Annotated in this window: 14 protein-coding genes; 7 read left to right on the top strand and 7 right to left on the bottom strand. The window is 69.8% G+C overall.

Features of this window, described 5'->3' with window-relative positions; genetic code table 11:
• The 3 genes from VKT83_11655 to VKT83_11645 all read right to left on the bottom strand — a co-directional run.
• On the bottom strand, positions 1 to 500 hold a 500-nt coding region (locus VKT83_11655), incomplete at its 3' end, for an NAD(P)(+) transhydrogenase (Re/Si-specific) subunit beta (GenBank protein HLY23110.1).
• A gap of 6 nt (positions 501 to 506) precedes the next feature.
• The gene (locus tag VKT83_11650) at positions 507 to 752 is read right to left on the bottom strand and encodes an NAD(P) transhydrogenase subunit alpha (GenBank protein HLY23109.1); all 246 of its coding nucleotides are present in this window, start codon (positions 750 to 752) and stop codon (positions 507 to 509) included.
• 32 nt (positions 753 to 784) lie between these two features.
• Positions 785 to 1,990, bottom strand: coding sequence for an NAD(P) transhydrogenase subunit alpha (locus VKT83_11645; protein ID HLY23108.1), 1,206 nt, complete (start codon positions 1,988 to 1,990; stop codon positions 785 to 787).
• Between the two features lie 295 nt (positions 1,991 to 2,285).
• On the opposite strand from VKT83_11645, the gene VKT83_11640 reads away from it, so the two are divergent.
• Positions 2,286 to 2,657, top strand: coding sequence for a hypothetical protein (locus VKT83_11640; GenBank protein HLY23107.1), 372 nt, complete (start codon positions 2,286 to 2,288; stop codon positions 2,655 to 2,657).
• Positions 2,658 to 2,664: 7 nt separating this feature from the next.
• On the opposite strand, the gene VKT83_11635 is transcribed toward VKT83_11640, so the two are convergent.
• Positions 2,665 to 4,620 (bottom strand): hypothetical protein, encoded by a 1,956-nt coding sequence (locus VKT83_11635; GenBank protein ID HLY23106.1) that lies wholly within the window; start codon positions 4,618 to 4,620, stop codon positions 2,665 to 2,667.
• 204 nt (positions 4,621 to 4,824) lie between these two features.
• Here VKT83_11635 and VKT83_11630 point away from each other — a divergent pair, with 204 nt between their 5' ends.
• The 5 genes from VKT83_11630 to VKT83_11610 are packed head-to-tail and all read left to right on the top strand — an operon-like array spanning position 4,825 to position 11,103.
• A complete protein-coding gene (locus VKT83_11630; GenBank protein ID HLY23105.1) occupies positions 4,825 to 6,123 on the top strand; it encodes an ABC transporter substrate-binding protein in 1,299 nt (432 codons plus the stop codon).
• Positions 6,124 to 6,178: 55 nt separating this feature from the next.
• Positions 6,179 to 7,084: a sugar ABC transporter permease gene (locus tag VKT83_11625; protein ID HLY23104.1), complete on the top strand. Its 906-nt coding sequence runs from the start codon at positions 6,179 to 6,181 to the stop codon at positions 7,082 to 7,084.
• Positions 7,081 to 7,995, top strand: a complete 915-nt coding sequence (locus VKT83_11620) for a carbohydrate ABC transporter permease (protein HLY23103.1) — start codon at positions 7,081 to 7,083, stop codon at positions 7,993 to 7,995. Before VKT83_11625 ends, VKT83_11620 begins: the two co-directional genes overlap by 4 nt.
• 45 nt (positions 7,996 to 8,040) lie before the next feature.
• Positions 8,041 to 9,456 (top strand): L-fucose/L-arabinose isomerase family protein, encoded by a 1,416-nt coding sequence (locus tag VKT83_11615; GenBank protein HLY23102.1) that lies wholly within the window; start codon positions 8,041 to 8,043, stop codon positions 9,454 to 9,456.
• Positions 9,457 to 9,465: 9 nt separating this feature from the next.
• Positions 9,466 to 11,103: a ribulokinase gene (locus VKT83_11610; protein ID HLY23101.1), complete on the top strand. Its 1,638-nt coding sequence runs from the start codon at positions 9,466 to 9,468 to the stop codon at positions 11,101 to 11,103.
• 79 nt (positions 11,104 to 11,182) lie between these two features.
• Here VKT83_11610 and VKT83_11605 read toward each other — a convergent pair whose 3' ends face one another.
• The 3 genes from VKT83_11605 to VKT83_11595 all read right to left on the bottom strand — a co-directional run bounded on the left by VKT83_11605 (position 11,183) and on the right by VKT83_11595 (position 14,310).
• The gene (locus VKT83_11605; protein HLY23100.1) at positions 11,183 to 11,641 is read right to left on the bottom strand and encodes an Hsp20/alpha crystallin family protein; all 459 of its coding nucleotides are present in this window, start codon (positions 11,639 to 11,641) and stop codon (positions 11,183 to 11,185) included.
• 161 nt (positions 11,642 to 11,802) lie between these two features.
• Positions 11,803 to 12,948, bottom strand: a complete 1,146-nt coding sequence (locus VKT83_11600; protein HLY23099.1) for a class I SAM-dependent methyltransferase — start codon at positions 12,946 to 12,948, stop codon at positions 11,803 to 11,805.
• Positions 12,949 to 13,098: 150 nt separating this feature from the next.
• Entirely contained in the window at positions 13,099 to 14,310 is a 1,212-nt protein-coding gene (locus VKT83_11595; GenBank protein ID HLY23098.1) for an MFS transporter, read from the bottom strand.
• A gap of 186 nt (positions 14,311 to 14,496) precedes the next feature.
• On the opposite strand from VKT83_11595, the gene pfp reads away from it, so the two are divergent.
• Positions 14,497 to 15,771, top strand: a complete 1,275-nt coding sequence (gene pfp, locus VKT83_11590; GenBank protein ID HLY23097.1) for a diphosphate--fructose-6-phosphate 1-phosphotransferase — start codon at positions 14,497 to 14,499, stop codon at positions 15,769 to 15,771.
• Positions 15,772 to 15,829 lie beyond the last annotated feature (58 nt).

Here is a 15,829-nt window from a genome sequence, read left to right as displayed (position 1 = left end):
GTCACCGCCAGGAGCGACAGGTTCATCACGTTCTGCCCGCGGTAGGTGATCGGGCGGGTGGGGAGCAGCTCCTGGAGCTTGCCGAACGCCATGAGGCTGCCGGTGAACGTGAGGCTGCCGAGCACGACCTCGATCGCGAGCGCGGTCATCGTGAACGTGCCGATGCGCGGCGCCTGCAGATAGTACTCGCCGGCGCCGACGAGCGCCGCGGCGAGGGCGCCGAAGGCGTGGGAGAGGGCGGTCCGCTGCGGGACCGCGGTCATCGGCATGAAGAGGCCCATCGGCGTGCCGATCGCCGAGCCCAGGACGAGCCCGATCAGGATCCATTCGTAGCTGACGATGTGGGTCCGCACGAGGGTGCCGACGATAGCGAGCAGCATGCCGATCTCGCCGGCCAGCACGCCGTGGCGCGCCGTGGCCGGGGCGCTCAGCCACTTCAGCGCCAGGATGAACAGCCCGGCGGCCAGGATGTACACCAGGGTGACCGCGGTATCGAGCATCGGCCGCTACTTCCGCTTGAACATCCGCAGCATGCGGTCGGTGATGAGAAAGCCGCCGACCACGTTGGTCATGGACGCGGTCACGGCGAGCGTGCCGAGCACCGTACTGAGCGCCGTCCGCTGCTCGCCGGCCATCACGAGCGAGCCGATGATGGCGATGGCCGAAATCGCGTTGGTGAGCGACATCAGCGGCGTGTGGAGCAGGGGTGAGACCCGGCGGATCACCTCGAAGCCGAGGAACGTCGCCAGCATGAACACGTAGAGTCCGGTTGTGAGGTCGTTGGTCACGCTTCGCCTCCGTTGGCCGCGTGCGGCGCGGCGGCCGCAGATTCGAGCGGCCCGAGTCCCAACGCCTCGCGCACCCTCGGCTGGACGACCTCGCCGTTCTGGGCGACAAGGGTCTCGCGTACGATCTCGTCGTCCGGGTCGACGTGAAGCGCGCCGTCGCGGCTGATGTGCAGCAGGAACGCCGCGATCGTCCGCGCGTACAGCTGACTCGCGTGGGCGGGGATCGACCCGGCCAGCTGCAGCGGCGCGATAATCGTGACTCCCCGCGCGACCGTGGTCTCGCCGGGACGGCTCGATTCGCAGTTGCCGCCGTGGTCGGCGGCGCAGTCGACGATCACGGAGCCCGGCGCCATCGCCGCGACCATGTCCGCGGTGACGAGCACGGGCGCCCGCTTCCCCGGGACGGCCGCGGTCGTAATGACGACGTCGCTTCCGGCGACCGTTTGCGTCAGCAGCTCGCGCTGGCGCCGGTAGAAGGCCTCGTCCTGCGCCCGCGCGTACCCGCCGGTGTCCTGCGCGGTCGCGGTGTCGAGCGGCAGCTCGACGAAGCGCGCGCCGACCGAGACGACCTCCTCACGCGCCGCCGGGCGCACGTCGTAGGCGGACACGTTGGCTCCGAGGCGCCGGGCCGTTGCGATCGCCTGCAGGCCCATCACGCCGGCGCCGATCACGAAGACACGCGCCGGGGTGATGGTGCCCGCCGCGGTCGTGAGCATCGGGAACATGCGCGGCAGCGCCGCGGCGGCGAGCAGCACCGCCTTGTAGCCGCTCACCGTCGCCATCGCCGACAGCGCGTCCATGCTCTGCGCGCGGGTGATGCGCGGCATCAGCTCCATTGCAAACGCGGTGACGCCGGTCGCCGCGATTTCCCGGACGGTCTCGGGCGACGCGAGGGGATCCATCAAGCCCACCAGGACCTGGCCGCGCCGCAGGCCGGCCAGGTCCGCCCGGCCCTCACCGTTCGCGGCGCTGTAGCAGAGGACCTGAGCCACCGCGTCGGCCCCGGCGAACACCTCCGCCCGCGCCGGCGCAATCCGCGCGCCGTGCTCGGCGTAGGGCGGGTCGGGATACCCGGCCGCCGTTCCCGCGCCGGCCTCCACCAGGACTTGGTGGCCGGCCTTGGTGAGAAGAGGGATCGTGGCCGGAACCAACGCGACGCGCTGTTCCCCGGTCCGGGTTTCTTTGGCGACGCCGACGATCATTCGGGCCTCACCGCTCGTCCTCGTTTCCGGCGCGGACGCTTCGTGTCCCGCCCTTCACACGGTATCCGAGCGGGGAGACGCCCGCCATCCGACGGGCAACCGATTCGGCATACAGCCGCGCTGCGGGCAGGGCCCGATGCTCAATCAGACGCCGGGTTGATATTCTCGGACGGGCGCCGTTCGCCCCGCTACTCGCTCGGTCTAATGGGCATGATACGTGCGCGCGGTACACGGAGGGGAAACGGAGATGGAGAGAACGGCTGCACGGAGAGGCGGTGGCCTTCGGGCTGGTTGGGTGGCGGCGACGATCGTGGTAGGGCTCGCGATCCCAGTCGCGCTGCCGGTGGCGCCGGTGCACGCCCAGACGGCCTCGACGTGTCTCGACGTCAAGAACAGTCGCGGCGAAACGATCAGCGTGGCGGTGGTCGGGTTCCGTGAGGACTCGTCCTATTGGGTCTTCGCACCGGGCGAATCGGCGGTCCTGGTGAACGACAACGGCCCGCTGCGGGGGTCCACCTTCACGATCCGACTGTACACCGGCGAGGGCATCAACGCGGGCCAGCAGTTGGAAGGCAGCAACAAGTACGTGAGCTGGAACTACGACACCACGATCACCGACAACGGGAAGTGCTCGGACGGCGCCTGGGTGGCGACGCTGCACAGTTAGCGCCGTTTTACCATGTGAGGTGTTCCCGTCTGAGCACGAGCAGCGTGCCGCTCTCGGTGCCCACCACAAGGTCGGGCGCCTTCCGCCCGCGCCGGTTGAACGGAGCGGGCGCGCACGAGTGCATGCCGAAGCGAACCGGGCGGCCGCGAGAGTATAGCTGACGCGCGGCCGCGAAGACGGGCCGCCCGGGCATGCCCACGTTTTCGAAGACCAGCACGGTCGCCTGGCCGTGCGTGTGTCGGGGAACGCCGGTCGCTCCGGGCGGGACCGACGCGCGGGCGTGCGTCCCCACCAGGAGATCGCCGCGCCCCGAACCGGTCCAGTCGCAGACGGCCAGTTTGACTCGGCCGAGTCCACCGCCGCGATCCTCCGTAAACCCGATCGGCGTGCCGTCCGCATAGGAGAGGCGTCGTTTCGCTTCCAGCGTCTCGGCGTTCTGCCGCGCGAAATCCACGAGCACGCCGTCACCGTCGACACACACGTACCGCGGCGCTCCGCCCGCCGTTCCCCACGTTGTGACCGCCGGTCGCACCCGCCACACCGTGCGCAGCGGCGCCCCGGCGTAACGCAATTCACGCGGCGCTTCGAGCACGGCCGGGTCTGCGGTGCGCATGAACACGAGATGACGTCCCATGATGTCGCTCGCCAGCACGTCAGGGCGGCCGTCGCCGTCCCAGTCCGCCGCGGTCGGAGAGAGATAGCCCCATTTCATTTCCGACGGTCCCTGGATGGAGCCGCGCTCGCCGGCCTGAACGCGAATCGGTCCCGCCGCGGTCCGCAGCGCGACCGGCTCCCCGTATCGCCGCAGTTCGTCGTCTCCCCCGAGGTCGGGGTACCATGACAGCCATCCTCCGGCGGTGCCGACGATCAGATCGAGTCGCCCGCTGCCGGACCAGTCGCACACGACCGGGACGGGTTCGACGCCGGGATGCAGCGGAGGATGCGGCATGCGGACGGGCTGCGGCCCATCGTAGGCCGGCACGGCGGACGGGCCGGGGACGGGATCGAGCCGCCGGACAAATCCGTCTTCCGCGCCCACGAGCAGCGCCGGCGCGCGTCCCACCCCGGAGCCCGCTCGCCCGGTGACCGCGACCGGCACGTGGATGTTTTGCGGCAGCGCAAGCGGCGACCCGTCCGGGCCGAGCACCGCGGCAGCGCGATCGAACTCGAGCGGCCCGCGACGGCGGAAGAACCAGAGGTGATCGAGGAAATCCCCGCAGACGAGATCGGGTTGCCCGCGGCCGAGAAAATCCGCCCACGCCGGCGCGGCCGTTCCGTAGACTTCTAGAGGCCGGCCGCCGCATGTGAGCGGCACCGCACGCTCGAAGCGCGGTCGCGCCGCACTCCCCGTGTTGCGTGCCGCGTAGACATGGCCTCTAAGCGGTCCCCCGCGCCACGCGCCGGCCGCGCCGTACGGCCGGTAGCCCGGATCGTTCCACTCGCGCCCGTCCGGCCAGTAGTCCGACCAGTCGTCCGTGCCGATGAGCAGATCCCACACACCGTCGCCGTCGAAATCGCACGCCCGCACGACGTGGAGCGTTTCCGCTCCACGGACCCACGCAATGTGGACGTCGAACGCCGCCGGCGCGCCGCCGCCCTCGGAGAACAGTAAGATTTCCGGACGTTCCCGGCTCGCCCCCACGAAGAGCGGGGGTGTCGCGCCCGGCACGGGATCGACGTTTCCGAACATGCCGGGGATCCTGGCGCCGGGTCCGGCGACGTCGAGGCATTCGTCGAGGCCGGTGAACCGGTAGACGCCGCCTTCGAAGCAGGCATCCCACGAGGCGATGATGAGGTCGCGACCGTCCGGTGCGCCGTCGCCCGAAGGCACGACCGCCGGGGCGGCCCACAAACCGACGGCGAGCGGTCCGCGAGCAACCGACGGATGGTGGCCGAGCGGCTCCCCGGTCCGATCAGCGTCGGACCACCTGGGGATGCGGTCTTCCCAGCGGGTCTCCGGCACGCGTGGCGCGTTCGGGCGGGAGCGAGGGGAGTCCTGTGCGCCCCCCCCGCCCGCGTCGCATACAGCGTTGCTCCGGCCCGTCTCAGACTGCCGCCCGATGGCCCCGGCCGCCCGCCCGGGGTACTCTGGAAGAGGTAACGTCCGCGCCGAATCGTATCGGTGATTCGGGCAACGCAAACAGGCGCGGGAATAGGGGGACGGTCGATGACACACCGCTGGTGCCTCGGATTGTGCGTGCTCCTCGCGGCGTTTGTCGCGGTCCCGATGGTGCCGCCGGCCGGCGCCGCGGCTCCGCTGGACCTGGTGTTCTGGGGCGGCTGGACCGGGCCGGACGGCGACGTGATGCATCAGATGGTCGATCAGTTCAACAAGGAACACCCGGACATCCGGGTGACGCTCACGACGCTGCAGTGGACGCCGCTCTTCGACAAGCTGCTGACCAGCGTGCGCGCGGGCCAGCCGCCGGACCTGATGGCGATGCATTCGCAGGACATCGCCCAGTTCTCGTCGCTCGGCATCCTCGAGCCCATGGGCGAAACCGTGGCCGCGGCCGGCTTCAAGGCCTCGGACTTCATGGACGTGGCGTGGCGCGGCACGTTTTCGGGCGGAACGCAGTACGCGATCCCGCTCGACATGCACATGCACGCGGTCTACGTCAACCTGGACCTTTGGAAGGCCGCGGGCCTCGACCCGAACAAGCTGCCCGTCACCGGCACGGATTTCGTCGCCGCGGCGAAGCGGCTGACGGTGGACGGCGCCGGCCGCCATCCCGACGATCCGGGATTCGATGCGCGGGCCATCCGCCAGTACGGCCTCGGCATGATGAACAACCATCACGGGTTTTACATGTTCTACGCGCTGCTCGCGCAGCAGGGCGATCCGTTCCTCGCGCCCGACTTCTCCAGAACCGCGTTCAGCGACGCGAAGGCCAACGCGGCGTGGCAGTGGCTGCAGGACCTCGTGTTCAAGGATCACGTCGTCCCGGTCGGCGAGACGAACCCGTATCAGGACTTCGTGACGAAGCACGTGGCCCTGCTGATCGACGGGCCGTGGGAGATCCCGGGGCTGCAGAAGGTGGGCGGGCTGAACTGGACCACCACCACGTTCCCGCGCGTGTTCGCGGCGCCGGCGGCGTGGGGGAGCGGCCACCTGCTGACGATTCCGAAGCAGGCCAACAAGGCGCGCGAGCAGGCCGCGATGACGCTCGCAGCATGGATCGTGCACCACGACCAGGAGTGGGGGCTGTCCGGCAACCTGCCGGCGCTTCTTTCCGCGCGCACGTCGGCGGCCTTCCGGGCCCTGCCAGGGCGCCGGGGATTCCTTGAGTCCCAGGCGTTTGAGATCATGCTGCCGGACGTCCGGCCCTCGGCGCAGCTGTACTCGTCCGCGGCGCCGAGCCCGATCGTGGTCGCCGCGCAGGCCGCGCTCGTCCGCGACCAGCCCGTCGCGCAGGTGACCCAGCAGCTGCGGAACCAGATCAACGCGATTCTGTCGGCGCCTTAGTGCCGTTCGGGCCACCCCGCCCTCGGGGCGGGGTGGCCCGACCCATATCTAAACGATGCAGGTTCTTCCGGCCACCGCGCACGGCCGCCGTCCGTACCACGGCGGGACGCGGCCGACGCCGTACCTGTTCTTGCTGCCCTACCTCGTGGTCTTCGTGCTGTTCCGGTTCGGGCCGGTGGTCGGCGGCTTCCTGACGAGCTTCACGTCGTGGAGCATCGTCGGCGCCCCGCGGTTCGTCGGCCTCGCGAACTACGCGGCGCTCGCGCGGGACCCGCTGTTCTACACGTCCGTACGCAACACGTTCTACTTCCTCGTGCTGACCGCGCCGGCCCTGATCGGGCTCGGGTTCGTGCTGGCGCTGGTGCTGAACCGGCCCCTGGCCGGCCGCGGCGCGGCGCGGGTGCTGATCTTCGCGCCCTACGCGATGATGTCGGCGGTGGTCGGCATCCTCTGGACCTGGATCCTCGACAGCAACTTCGGGCTGCTCAACTACTACCTGGCCAAGGTGCATCTCGGACCGATCCCGTGGCTGTCGAGCGACGCCGCGGCGATGCCGGCGATCGCGCTCACGACCGTGTGGTGGACGGTCGGCTACAACATGGTGATCTTCCTCGCCGGGCTCCAGGACATCCCGCCGCAGCTGGAAGAGTCGGCGCGCGTGGATGGCGCGGGGCCGTGGCAGATCCTCTGGTTCGTGACGATTCCCGTGCTGCGGCCGACGACGTTCGTCGTCGTGATGCTGACCATCATCAATACGTTTCAGGTGTTCGACCAGGTCTACGTGATGACCGGCGGCGGTCCGGGCACGGCCACGCTCACCCTCGTGCAGTACCTCTTCTTCCAGGCGTTCCAGACGTTCAAGCTCGGGTACGGGTCGGCGATCGCCTACATCACGTTCGCGCTGCTGCTGGCGATGGCGTGGCTGCAGCAGCGCCTCCTGCCGTCGGAGGCGTCGCTGTGAGCCCGTCCAACGGCACGGTCGCCTCCGCCACCGCCCCGGCCGTGCGCCCCGCGGGCGGCGCGGCCCGCCTGGCGCGGCGGCGCGCCGCGGCGGCGGTCCTGTACGGGGCGGAGATCGCCGCGGTGCTGATCGCGCTGGCGCCGATCGTCTGGATGGTCTCGACCTCGCTCAAGCCCGAAGGCCAGATCCTCTCGGCAGTGCCGCACTGGATTCCGGAGACCTGGACGCTCGAGAACTTCCGGCAGGTACTGGCCAAGTACGCCTTCCTCCGCTGGACCGTCAACAGCGTGGTGGTCGCGGTGATCGCCACCGGCATCGTCGTCGTGCTGGACGCGATGGCCGGATACGCCCTCGCGCGGTTCGCCTTTCCCGGCAGCGGCGTGATCTACAGCACGATCATCTCGATGCTGCTCGTGCCGATCCAGGTGACCGTGATCCCGCTGTTCGTGGTGTTCGCGGAGTGGCGGATGCTCGACACGTTTCAGGCGCTGATCCTGCCCACCACGGCGAACGTGACCGGCGTGTTCCTGATGCGGCAGTTCTTTCTGAATATTCCGGCCGAGCTGGAGGAGGCCGCGCGCATCGACGGTGCGAGCGACCTGCAGGTCTTCTCCCGTGTCGTGCTCCCGCTGAGCCGGCCGTCGATGGCCGCCGTCGCGGCGCTCACGTTCGTCAGTTCCTGGAACAACTTTCTCTGGCCGCTGATCGCGACCAGCAGCGACCGCGCGCGCACGCTGCCGGTGGGGATCGCGCAGTACATGGGCGCCCAGGCCGGCACGAGCGGCTCGGCACCCGCGTTCGGGCCGCCGCTGGCCTCGGCGGTCATGGCGACGGCGCCGGCGCTGATTGCGTTCTTCCTGCTGCAGCGCTACTTCACGCAGGGCATCACGATGACCGGCATCAAGGGTTAGATCGGCGGCCGCCGGACAACGGCGCCGCCGCATGGGGGGAGCGACATGAAACGCCCGAAAGTGGGGATCCTGACCTTCTCCGACGGCCGGCCGCACATGCACCAAAGCCTGCTGCCCCTGACCCGGCAGTTTCAGCAGCGGCTCGTCGGACGGCTGGAGGAGGCCGGCTGGGACGTCGTGGCCGGCCGCGAGATCGTGTGGACGACCGACCTCGCGCAACAGGAGGGCCGCTACCTCGCCGCGCAGGGCGTCGAGGCGGTGATCTTCAATTACGGCATCTGGGCGTTCCCGCATTTTTCCGCGATCGCGTCGGAATTTGTGCCGCAGCCGATCCTTCTGCTCAGCAACGTAAACCCGCAGTACCCGGGTCTCGTCGCCATGTTGGCCGCGGCCGGCAGCCTCGATCAGGTCGGCGTGTTCTGCGGCCGCATCTCCGGCGATATCGCCGAGGACGCCGTCTTCGCGCGGGTGCTGCGGTTCCTGCGCCCGGCGATGGCGAAGAACCGCCTGCGCGGCGAGGTCTACGGGCTGATCGGGGGACGCTCGATGGGCATGTACACGGCCGTCCCCGCGCTCGACCAGTGGCGGCGGCAGTTCGGCATCGACATCGAGCACATCGACCAGTACGAGATCGTCCGGCGCAGCGAGGCGATGCCGGACGCCCGGGTGGCCGACGGCGTGGCCTGGCTTGAGCGGCACGGCGCGACCATCCACTACGACGGCAAACTGCTGACGCCGGCGCTGCTCCGCCGGCAGCTGAAGTCCTATCTCGCCGTGCGCGAGCTGCTCGACGAGTGGCGGTGCGCCTTCTGCGGCATCAAGGGACAGCCCGAGATGACGAACCACTTCGCGACGATGGACGTGGCGGAGGCGCTGCTCAACGATCCCTACGACTGGGAAGGGCCGCACGATCCGATCGTCTGCGCGACGGAGGCGGACAGCGACGGGGCCTTGACGATGGAGATCTTCAAGCACATCGCGGAGACGCCGGTGCTGTTCGCCGACGTACGCCACTACGACTCCGCCGACGACGTCTGGGACCTCTGCAATTCCGGCGAGCACGCGACGTATTTCGCCGGCCGGTCGTTCGACCCGGCCGTGAATCTGCGCCGCGTGCACCTGTACCCCGCGGACGTGTACTTCCCCGCCGGCGGCGCCTCGGTGATGCACATTGCCGCCCCGGGGCCGGTGACCTTGGCGCGGCTCGCGCGGCGCCAGGGCAAGTACTGGCTCGCGATCGTGCCGGGCGAGTTCGTCGAATTTCCCGCCGAGGTCGCCCAGGCCAAGGCTGCGGCGACGACGCCGGTGTGGCCGCACGCGTTCGCGCGGTTCCGGGTGGCGCCCGACGTGTTCCTGTCCGAGTACGACAGCAACCACATTCACGGCGTGTACGGCGATTACGTCGAGGAACTCGTCTGGGCGGCGAAGATGTTCGGGATCGACTATCGCGTGTTCGCCTGAGCCCTCCCGATGGGACGCTGCGCGATCGGGCTCGACTTCGGCACCGAATCGGCGCGCGCGGTGCTGGTAGATACGGGCACCGGACGCGTCATCGCCGCTTCCACCGCTCCGTACCCGCACGGTGTGCTCGACCGCGCGCTTCCCGACGGCGGTACGCGCCTCCCGCCGGACTGGGCGCTGCAGCATCCCGCGGACTGGCTCGCCGCCGCCGAGACGCTGCTGCGGGCGATGGCCGGCGCCGCGGGCGCCCCCGCGGACGTCGCCGCGATCGGGATCGACTTCACGTCCTGCACGGTGCTGCCGTCGACGGCCGACGGCACCCCGTTGTGCCTGCTCCCGGACTTCGCCCGCGAGCCGCACGCGTGGCCGAAGCTCTGGAAGCACCACGCCGCGCAGCCCTACGCCGATCGCATCAATGCGCACGCCGCGGAGCCGGGCGGCGAGTTCCTGGCGCTCTACGGCGGCAAGACGTCGTCGGAGTGGATGTGGGCGAAAGGGTGGCAGCTGCTGGCGGAGGCGCCGGGGGCGCTCTCCCGTGCCGCGGCCCGCTGGATCGAGGGCGGCGATTGGCTGGTGTGGCAGTTGACCGGCGCGGAAGTGCGCAGCGCCGGTCAAGCCGGGTACAAGGCGCACTGGCAGAAGGACAGCGGCTATCCTCCTCGTGAGTTCTGGCGCCGGCTCGATCCGGCGCTGCCGGAACTACTGGACCGTCTGGCGGAGGCCCCGCGTCCGGTGGGCACACAGGCGGGCGGGCTCGTTCCGGCCTGGGCGTCGCGCACCGGGTTGCGGGCCGGCACCCCGGTCGCCGTCGCAGTGATCGACGCACACGCGGCCGTGCCGGCGCTGGGCGTGCACGACGCCGGCCAGCTTGTCATGATTATGGGGACCTCGACCTGCCATATGCTCATGGATCCCCGCCGCCTGCCGCTGCGGGGGATCTCGGGCGTGGTGGCGGACGGCATTCTTCCGGGGTCGTTCGGGTACGAGGCCGGCCAGGCGTCGGTCGGCGACATCTTCCTGTGGTTCGTGCGCACCGCGGTTCCCGCGCGATACGTGGAGGGCGTCGCGTTCGAGCGGTTGGGGGAGGAGGCCGCCCGGATCGCCCCAGGCGCGTCGGGCCTGCTCGCCCTCGATTGGTGGAACGGATGCCGGACGCCGCTGGTTGACGGCCAGCTGTCGGGAGCCGTGCTGGGCCTCACGCTGACCACGGAGCCGTCCGAGATCTACCGGGCGCTGCTCGAGGCCACGGCCTACGGCACCCGCCGGGTCATCGACACGTTCGAGGCCGGGGGCGTCCCGGTGACGGGTATCCACGCCTGCGGCGGTCTGGCCGAACGCAATGCACTGCTGCTGCAGATCACCGCGGACGTGACCGGGCGGCCGATCGCGGCGGCGCGTGTGCCGGACGCATCGGCCGTCGGCGCGGCGATCTACGCCGTCGCCGCGGCGGATGCGGCGCCCGATATGACGGACATCATCCGCCGGATGGGCAGCGCCGAGCGCGTCGTCTACCGGCCGGACGGCGCGGCACGCCGCGTTTATAACGGCCTGTACGCGGACTACCTCGAGTTGGCGCGGCATTTCGGCGAGGGCGGCAGCGGCGTCATGCGCCGCCTGCACGCGATGCACCGGGGCGGTCCCGCCTGACGGTGCTCTAAGATATATAAAAGGCGACGGCGGCCGGCAAAGCCGGCCGCCGTTACTGCAGACGCGCGACCTCAGGTCGTCAGGCCGCCGCCTGCACCTTCACCGGGATCGGCTTCACGTGCTCGGCCTTGGGGATCTTCACCTCCAGCACACCGTCCTTGTAGACGGCCTTGGCTTCCGTGCCTTTCACCTCCGCAGGCAGCTTCAGGGTGCGGGTGAACGCCCCGTACAGCAGCTCACGGTAGTAGTAGTTGCGTTCCTTCTGCTCTTCCTCGTGCTTCGTCTCGCCCCGCAGCGTCACCGTGTCTTCGGTCACGGTGATATCGACCTTCTTCGGGTCGATGTTGGGCAGTTCAGCCCGGACAATCACCTCGGTGTTCGTCTCGAACATCTCGATCGACGGCTCCCACTCCTTTGGGGTCGCCCGCCTCGGCGTGCGCATCAGCAGCTCGTCAAAGACCCGGTCCATCGACCGGCGAAGACCGCCCAGATCCTCGAACTCCCACCTGAAGAACGGATCCCACCGCATCATGCTCATCGTCGCCCCTCCTTGCCATGCCGTACCAACGACGGGTACATCCCATCGTCAAATTCACCGTACACCCGTCCCGAGCGGCGCGCATCGGTCCGGCGGCCGACGGGAATCGGGTCTGGACCCGATGGTCGAACGGGCGGGACTTTCTCTTACATTTCGTTGCTCTACGAGTTCCGCAGGCAGGCGAAGAGGGTCCGTCCGTAGTTCTGGCGGTAAGGTCCGGCGTAGTCGGCGTCGGTGCCGAGGGGGATGATCCGTGTAAACGAAGTGTGCCGGCGGATGTACTCGATGACAAAGTCGTTGTCCCAGTCCGCGAGCGCGCCGCGCCACCACCGTTCGTGTGCCTGGCCCGTGTCGATGAACAGGCACGTCCCGGTCACCCGATCGATCCTGCGCAGCAGTTCGTCCGGCCTTCCCCGCTTGGGGTGCAAGACGAAGTGATGCAGCACGCTGAGCAGCAGCACGACGTCCCACGTCCGATCGCAGGTGGAGAGAAAGGCATGCAGATCGCTGTGCACCGTCTGCTCGGCGCGCAGCCCGTACGCGATCCGCCCGACCTTCAACGCGGCCAGATCCGCGTCGACGCCGATCGCGGCCCCGCCTCGCTTTGAGAACTCGTTGACAAACCAACCGTAGGAGCATGCGGTGTCGAGCACCGAGAGCGCCGCGACCGGAAGGCCCGCCGCCGCCAGGAAGTTGAGCATCATCCCGAGGCGGTCGTCGCACCGGCGCACGACGTTCCAGGCGCCGTCAAATTCGAGCCCCTCGATCGGCTGGTACAGTTCCCGGCGGCCCCGCGTTTGGGCGCAGGCCAGCACGAGGGACTGCAGCGCCGTGGGGGCCCGCGGCGGGACCGCCGTCGCCGCCACCTCGCGGCGGCCCAGGAGCCACGCGACCGCAAGGCGGTGGTGCCCGTCGCTGACCTGAAAGGTATTGGGCGTCAGCGTTTCGCGGACGACCGGCAGCGAGGCGGGCGCCGAATGCCGGCGCCGGTACGTGAACTCCACCTCGGTCGCGTCTCCGCGCGCGGTCCGGTCGTAGAGGCGAATGAACGAGCGGGCCTGTTCGGCGATCCCCTCGCGCGTTCGGTGGCCGAAGTAACTGCCGCAGATCCGCACGGCGTGTGCCGCGTTCGTGAAGTAAGGCGTGTGCTCAAACGTCGCCCGTTCGAACAGCCGCTCGCCGAGCCGGCGGTGCTGCTGGAGTAGTTTCACGTGCGGGGAATCGCTCAGCGGCATCGAGGCTCTGCGCAGGTCGCCGGTGGCTTCGGCCCAACGGCCCGCGTCGTAGGGCCCCTCGCCGCCGATCACGATTTTTCGCAGGTCGACGGTTCTCAGGCCGGCCGGAATGAATCGCTCAAGAACGTGACCGATAATAATTGGCGTTCGCTCCCCGCCCGATATCTTCTCCGCGCCCCCCCACCGATTCTAAACATACCCATCGGGAAACGCAGGTAGCAATCACCCGGGCGGCGCTGCCGGCCGCCCGAGAGGTCTTGCCGCCCGGGCGATGATCGGGAGCGCCGCCGTAAGCAGTAGCGCGCCGGTCACGAAGCCGGTTCCCAAGCCGTATGCCGCGATGACGGCGCCGAAGACCATCGGGCTGATGACCGTTGCCACGCGCTGGACGGCTTGGCGGACGCCGAACGCCACCCCCTGGAGCTCGGGGGGCACGGGCGCGGTCATGAGGTTCATCGTCAGGGGGAAGGCGAGGCCGGTGCCGGCGCCCATGAGGGCGCCGGCACCGGCCAGGAGCCAGAATTCCCGCAGCAGCGGCGTGACCGCCAGCGAGAGCGCCATAAGCCCTGCCGCCGCCAGCACGAGCCCCGCCGTGCCGAGCCGCTCGGCGCCGGGCGCGAGGAGCGACCGGACCAGCATCGAGCTCAAGCTGATCGCCGCGAACACGACCCCGATCAGGCTCCGCGACAGCCCGGCGCGGCTCAGGTAGATGGGATAGAACGACTGCTGCAGCGTCTGGCCGGCCACAACGATGAACGAGATGAGCAGCACCGCCGGAACGCCCGGGCAGCGCAGAATGGGTCCCACCAGATGGTAGGCTTTCGCCAGCGACACCACCGGCCGCGGCGCCGGGGCGACGGCGCGCAGCGCTTTCGCCAGCGCGAAGCACGGCGCCATGAGCGCGCCCGCGAGCGCAAATGCCGCGACGTAGCCGAACTGGCCCGTCACGACGCCCCCGACGATCGGGCCGACGACGGCGCCGCCGGAGCTCCACACCGAGTAGTAGCCGAAGTTGGCGAGCCGGTCCCGGGGCGGGCTGACCGACGCGACCACGCCCTGCGCCGAGACGGCGAAGCCGATGTTGGCGGCGCCGAGCAGCGTGTAGGCGAGCGTAACGGCCCAGATGCTGTGGAAGACGGCGAGCGCTGCGCCGGCGATCACGTAGGCTGTCACCGACCCCGCGGCCACCACCGCCGGGCCGTACGCGTCGACGATGGCGCCCGACGGCACCGCGATCAGCAGGGGCACGATGCCGCCCGCGCCGATGACCAGCCCGACGACCGCGGCGGACGCGCCGAGGGTCCCGAGGTAGAGCGGAATGAACGGACCGACGACGTACCACGCGCCGTTGGTGATCGCCGACAGCACGTTGTTGAACAGGAGGAGGCGGCGCGACGGGATGCCGGTCCCGGGCTCGTTGGATATCGCCGTCATGCGCCGTCCGGCGCCGTCGTCGTCATGTCATCGGGTGCCCGCCCGATGCACCTTTTCGCCGCCGCCCGATGTGCCTCCCCGACGCGGCCGCCTATGCTGGGAGGAGGGACAGGGGCGCAGGCGGCCGCCGCTTGAGCGGCGCCGCGCCGTGATGGAGAATCGGGGTGCGGGGGTTTGGAGGCGGTCATGAAGACATTGGCCATCGTCGTCGGCGGCGGTCCGTCGCCGGGCATCAACGCGGTGATCGCCGCGGCCACGATCGAGGCGCGCAATCACGGACTGCGCGTCGTCGGCGTGCAGACCGGGTTCCAGGCGCTCGTGGCGGGCGATCTGAGCCGCGCACGCGCCCTCGACATCAACGACGTCTCGCGCATCCATTTCGAGGGCGGCTCGATCCTCGGCACCTCGCGGGTGAACCCGGCGAAGACGCCGGACGACCTGCGGCGCGTCACCGAATCGCTGAGCCGCCTCGAGATCTCGTACCTCGTCACGATCGGCGGCGACGACACCGCCTTCGGCGCCTCCCAGGTGGCGGCGGCGATGAAGGGCCGGCTGGCCACGGTGCACGTGCCGAAGACGATCGACAACGACCTGCCGCTGCCGCCCGGTATTCCGACGTTCGGGTTCACCACCGCGGTGAACGTCGGAAAGGACCTGGTGCACAATCTCATGCAGGACGCGGCGACGGGCGGGCGGTGGTTCTTCGTCACGGTGATGGGCCGGCATGCCGGGCATCTCGCGCTCGGCGTGGCGGGAGCCGCGGGGGCTACGCTCGCGATCATTCCGGAGGAGTTCCGTGCGGAAGAGTTTCCCGCGTCGCACCTGCCGCTCGATCGCGTCGCCGACATCCTCGAGGGCGCGATCATCAAGCGCCTGGCCGACGGCCGCGAGCACGGCGTTGCGCTCTTGGCCGAAGGACTCCTGGAAAATCTGGATCCCGCGACGCTCGGTCCGGTGGAGCGCGACAGCTACGGAAACCTGCGCCTCGCCGAACTGGACCTCGGACGCCTGCTCAGGGCCCGCGTTGCCGAGAGCCTCGCGTCGCGCGGGCTTCGCGTACAGATCCAACCGTTGGATCTCGGGTACGAACTGCGCTGCGCGCCGCCGGACGGCTTTGACATCCAGTACTGCCGCGGCCTCGGGTACTCGGCGATCCGCTTCCTCCTGCAGGGCGGCAGCGGTGCGATGGTCACGGTGCAGGGTGATCGGCTGGTGCCCATCCCGTTTGCCGAGATCATGGATCCGGCGACCGGCCGCATCCGGGTGCGCCGCGTCGACGTGGAATCGGAAATGTATGGCGTGCACCTGTCCTACATGATCCGGCTGCGCCCGGAGGACTTCGCCGATCTCGCGAGGATCCGGACGCTGGCGGCGGCGGGGCGTCTTGCCGAGGACGAGTTCGTGCGGCGGTTCCGCCCGGTGGCTGAGGGGCTGCCCCGGGCGGCGGCCCGTGTGGGCTGAGCGCGGGTGACCGGAAACTGCGAAGACCCGAGGCCGGCGAGCGCCGGCCGCCGGGACG

The organism is bacterium (assembly GCA_035308905.1).
In the GTDB taxonomy this organism is placed as follows: domain Bacteria; phylum Sysuimicrobiota; class Sysuimicrobiia; order Sysuimicrobiales; family Segetimicrobiaceae; genus DASSJF01.
Note: the sequence above shows the minus strand (reverse complement) of the source record. Positions and strands in the feature narration are given on the sequence as shown.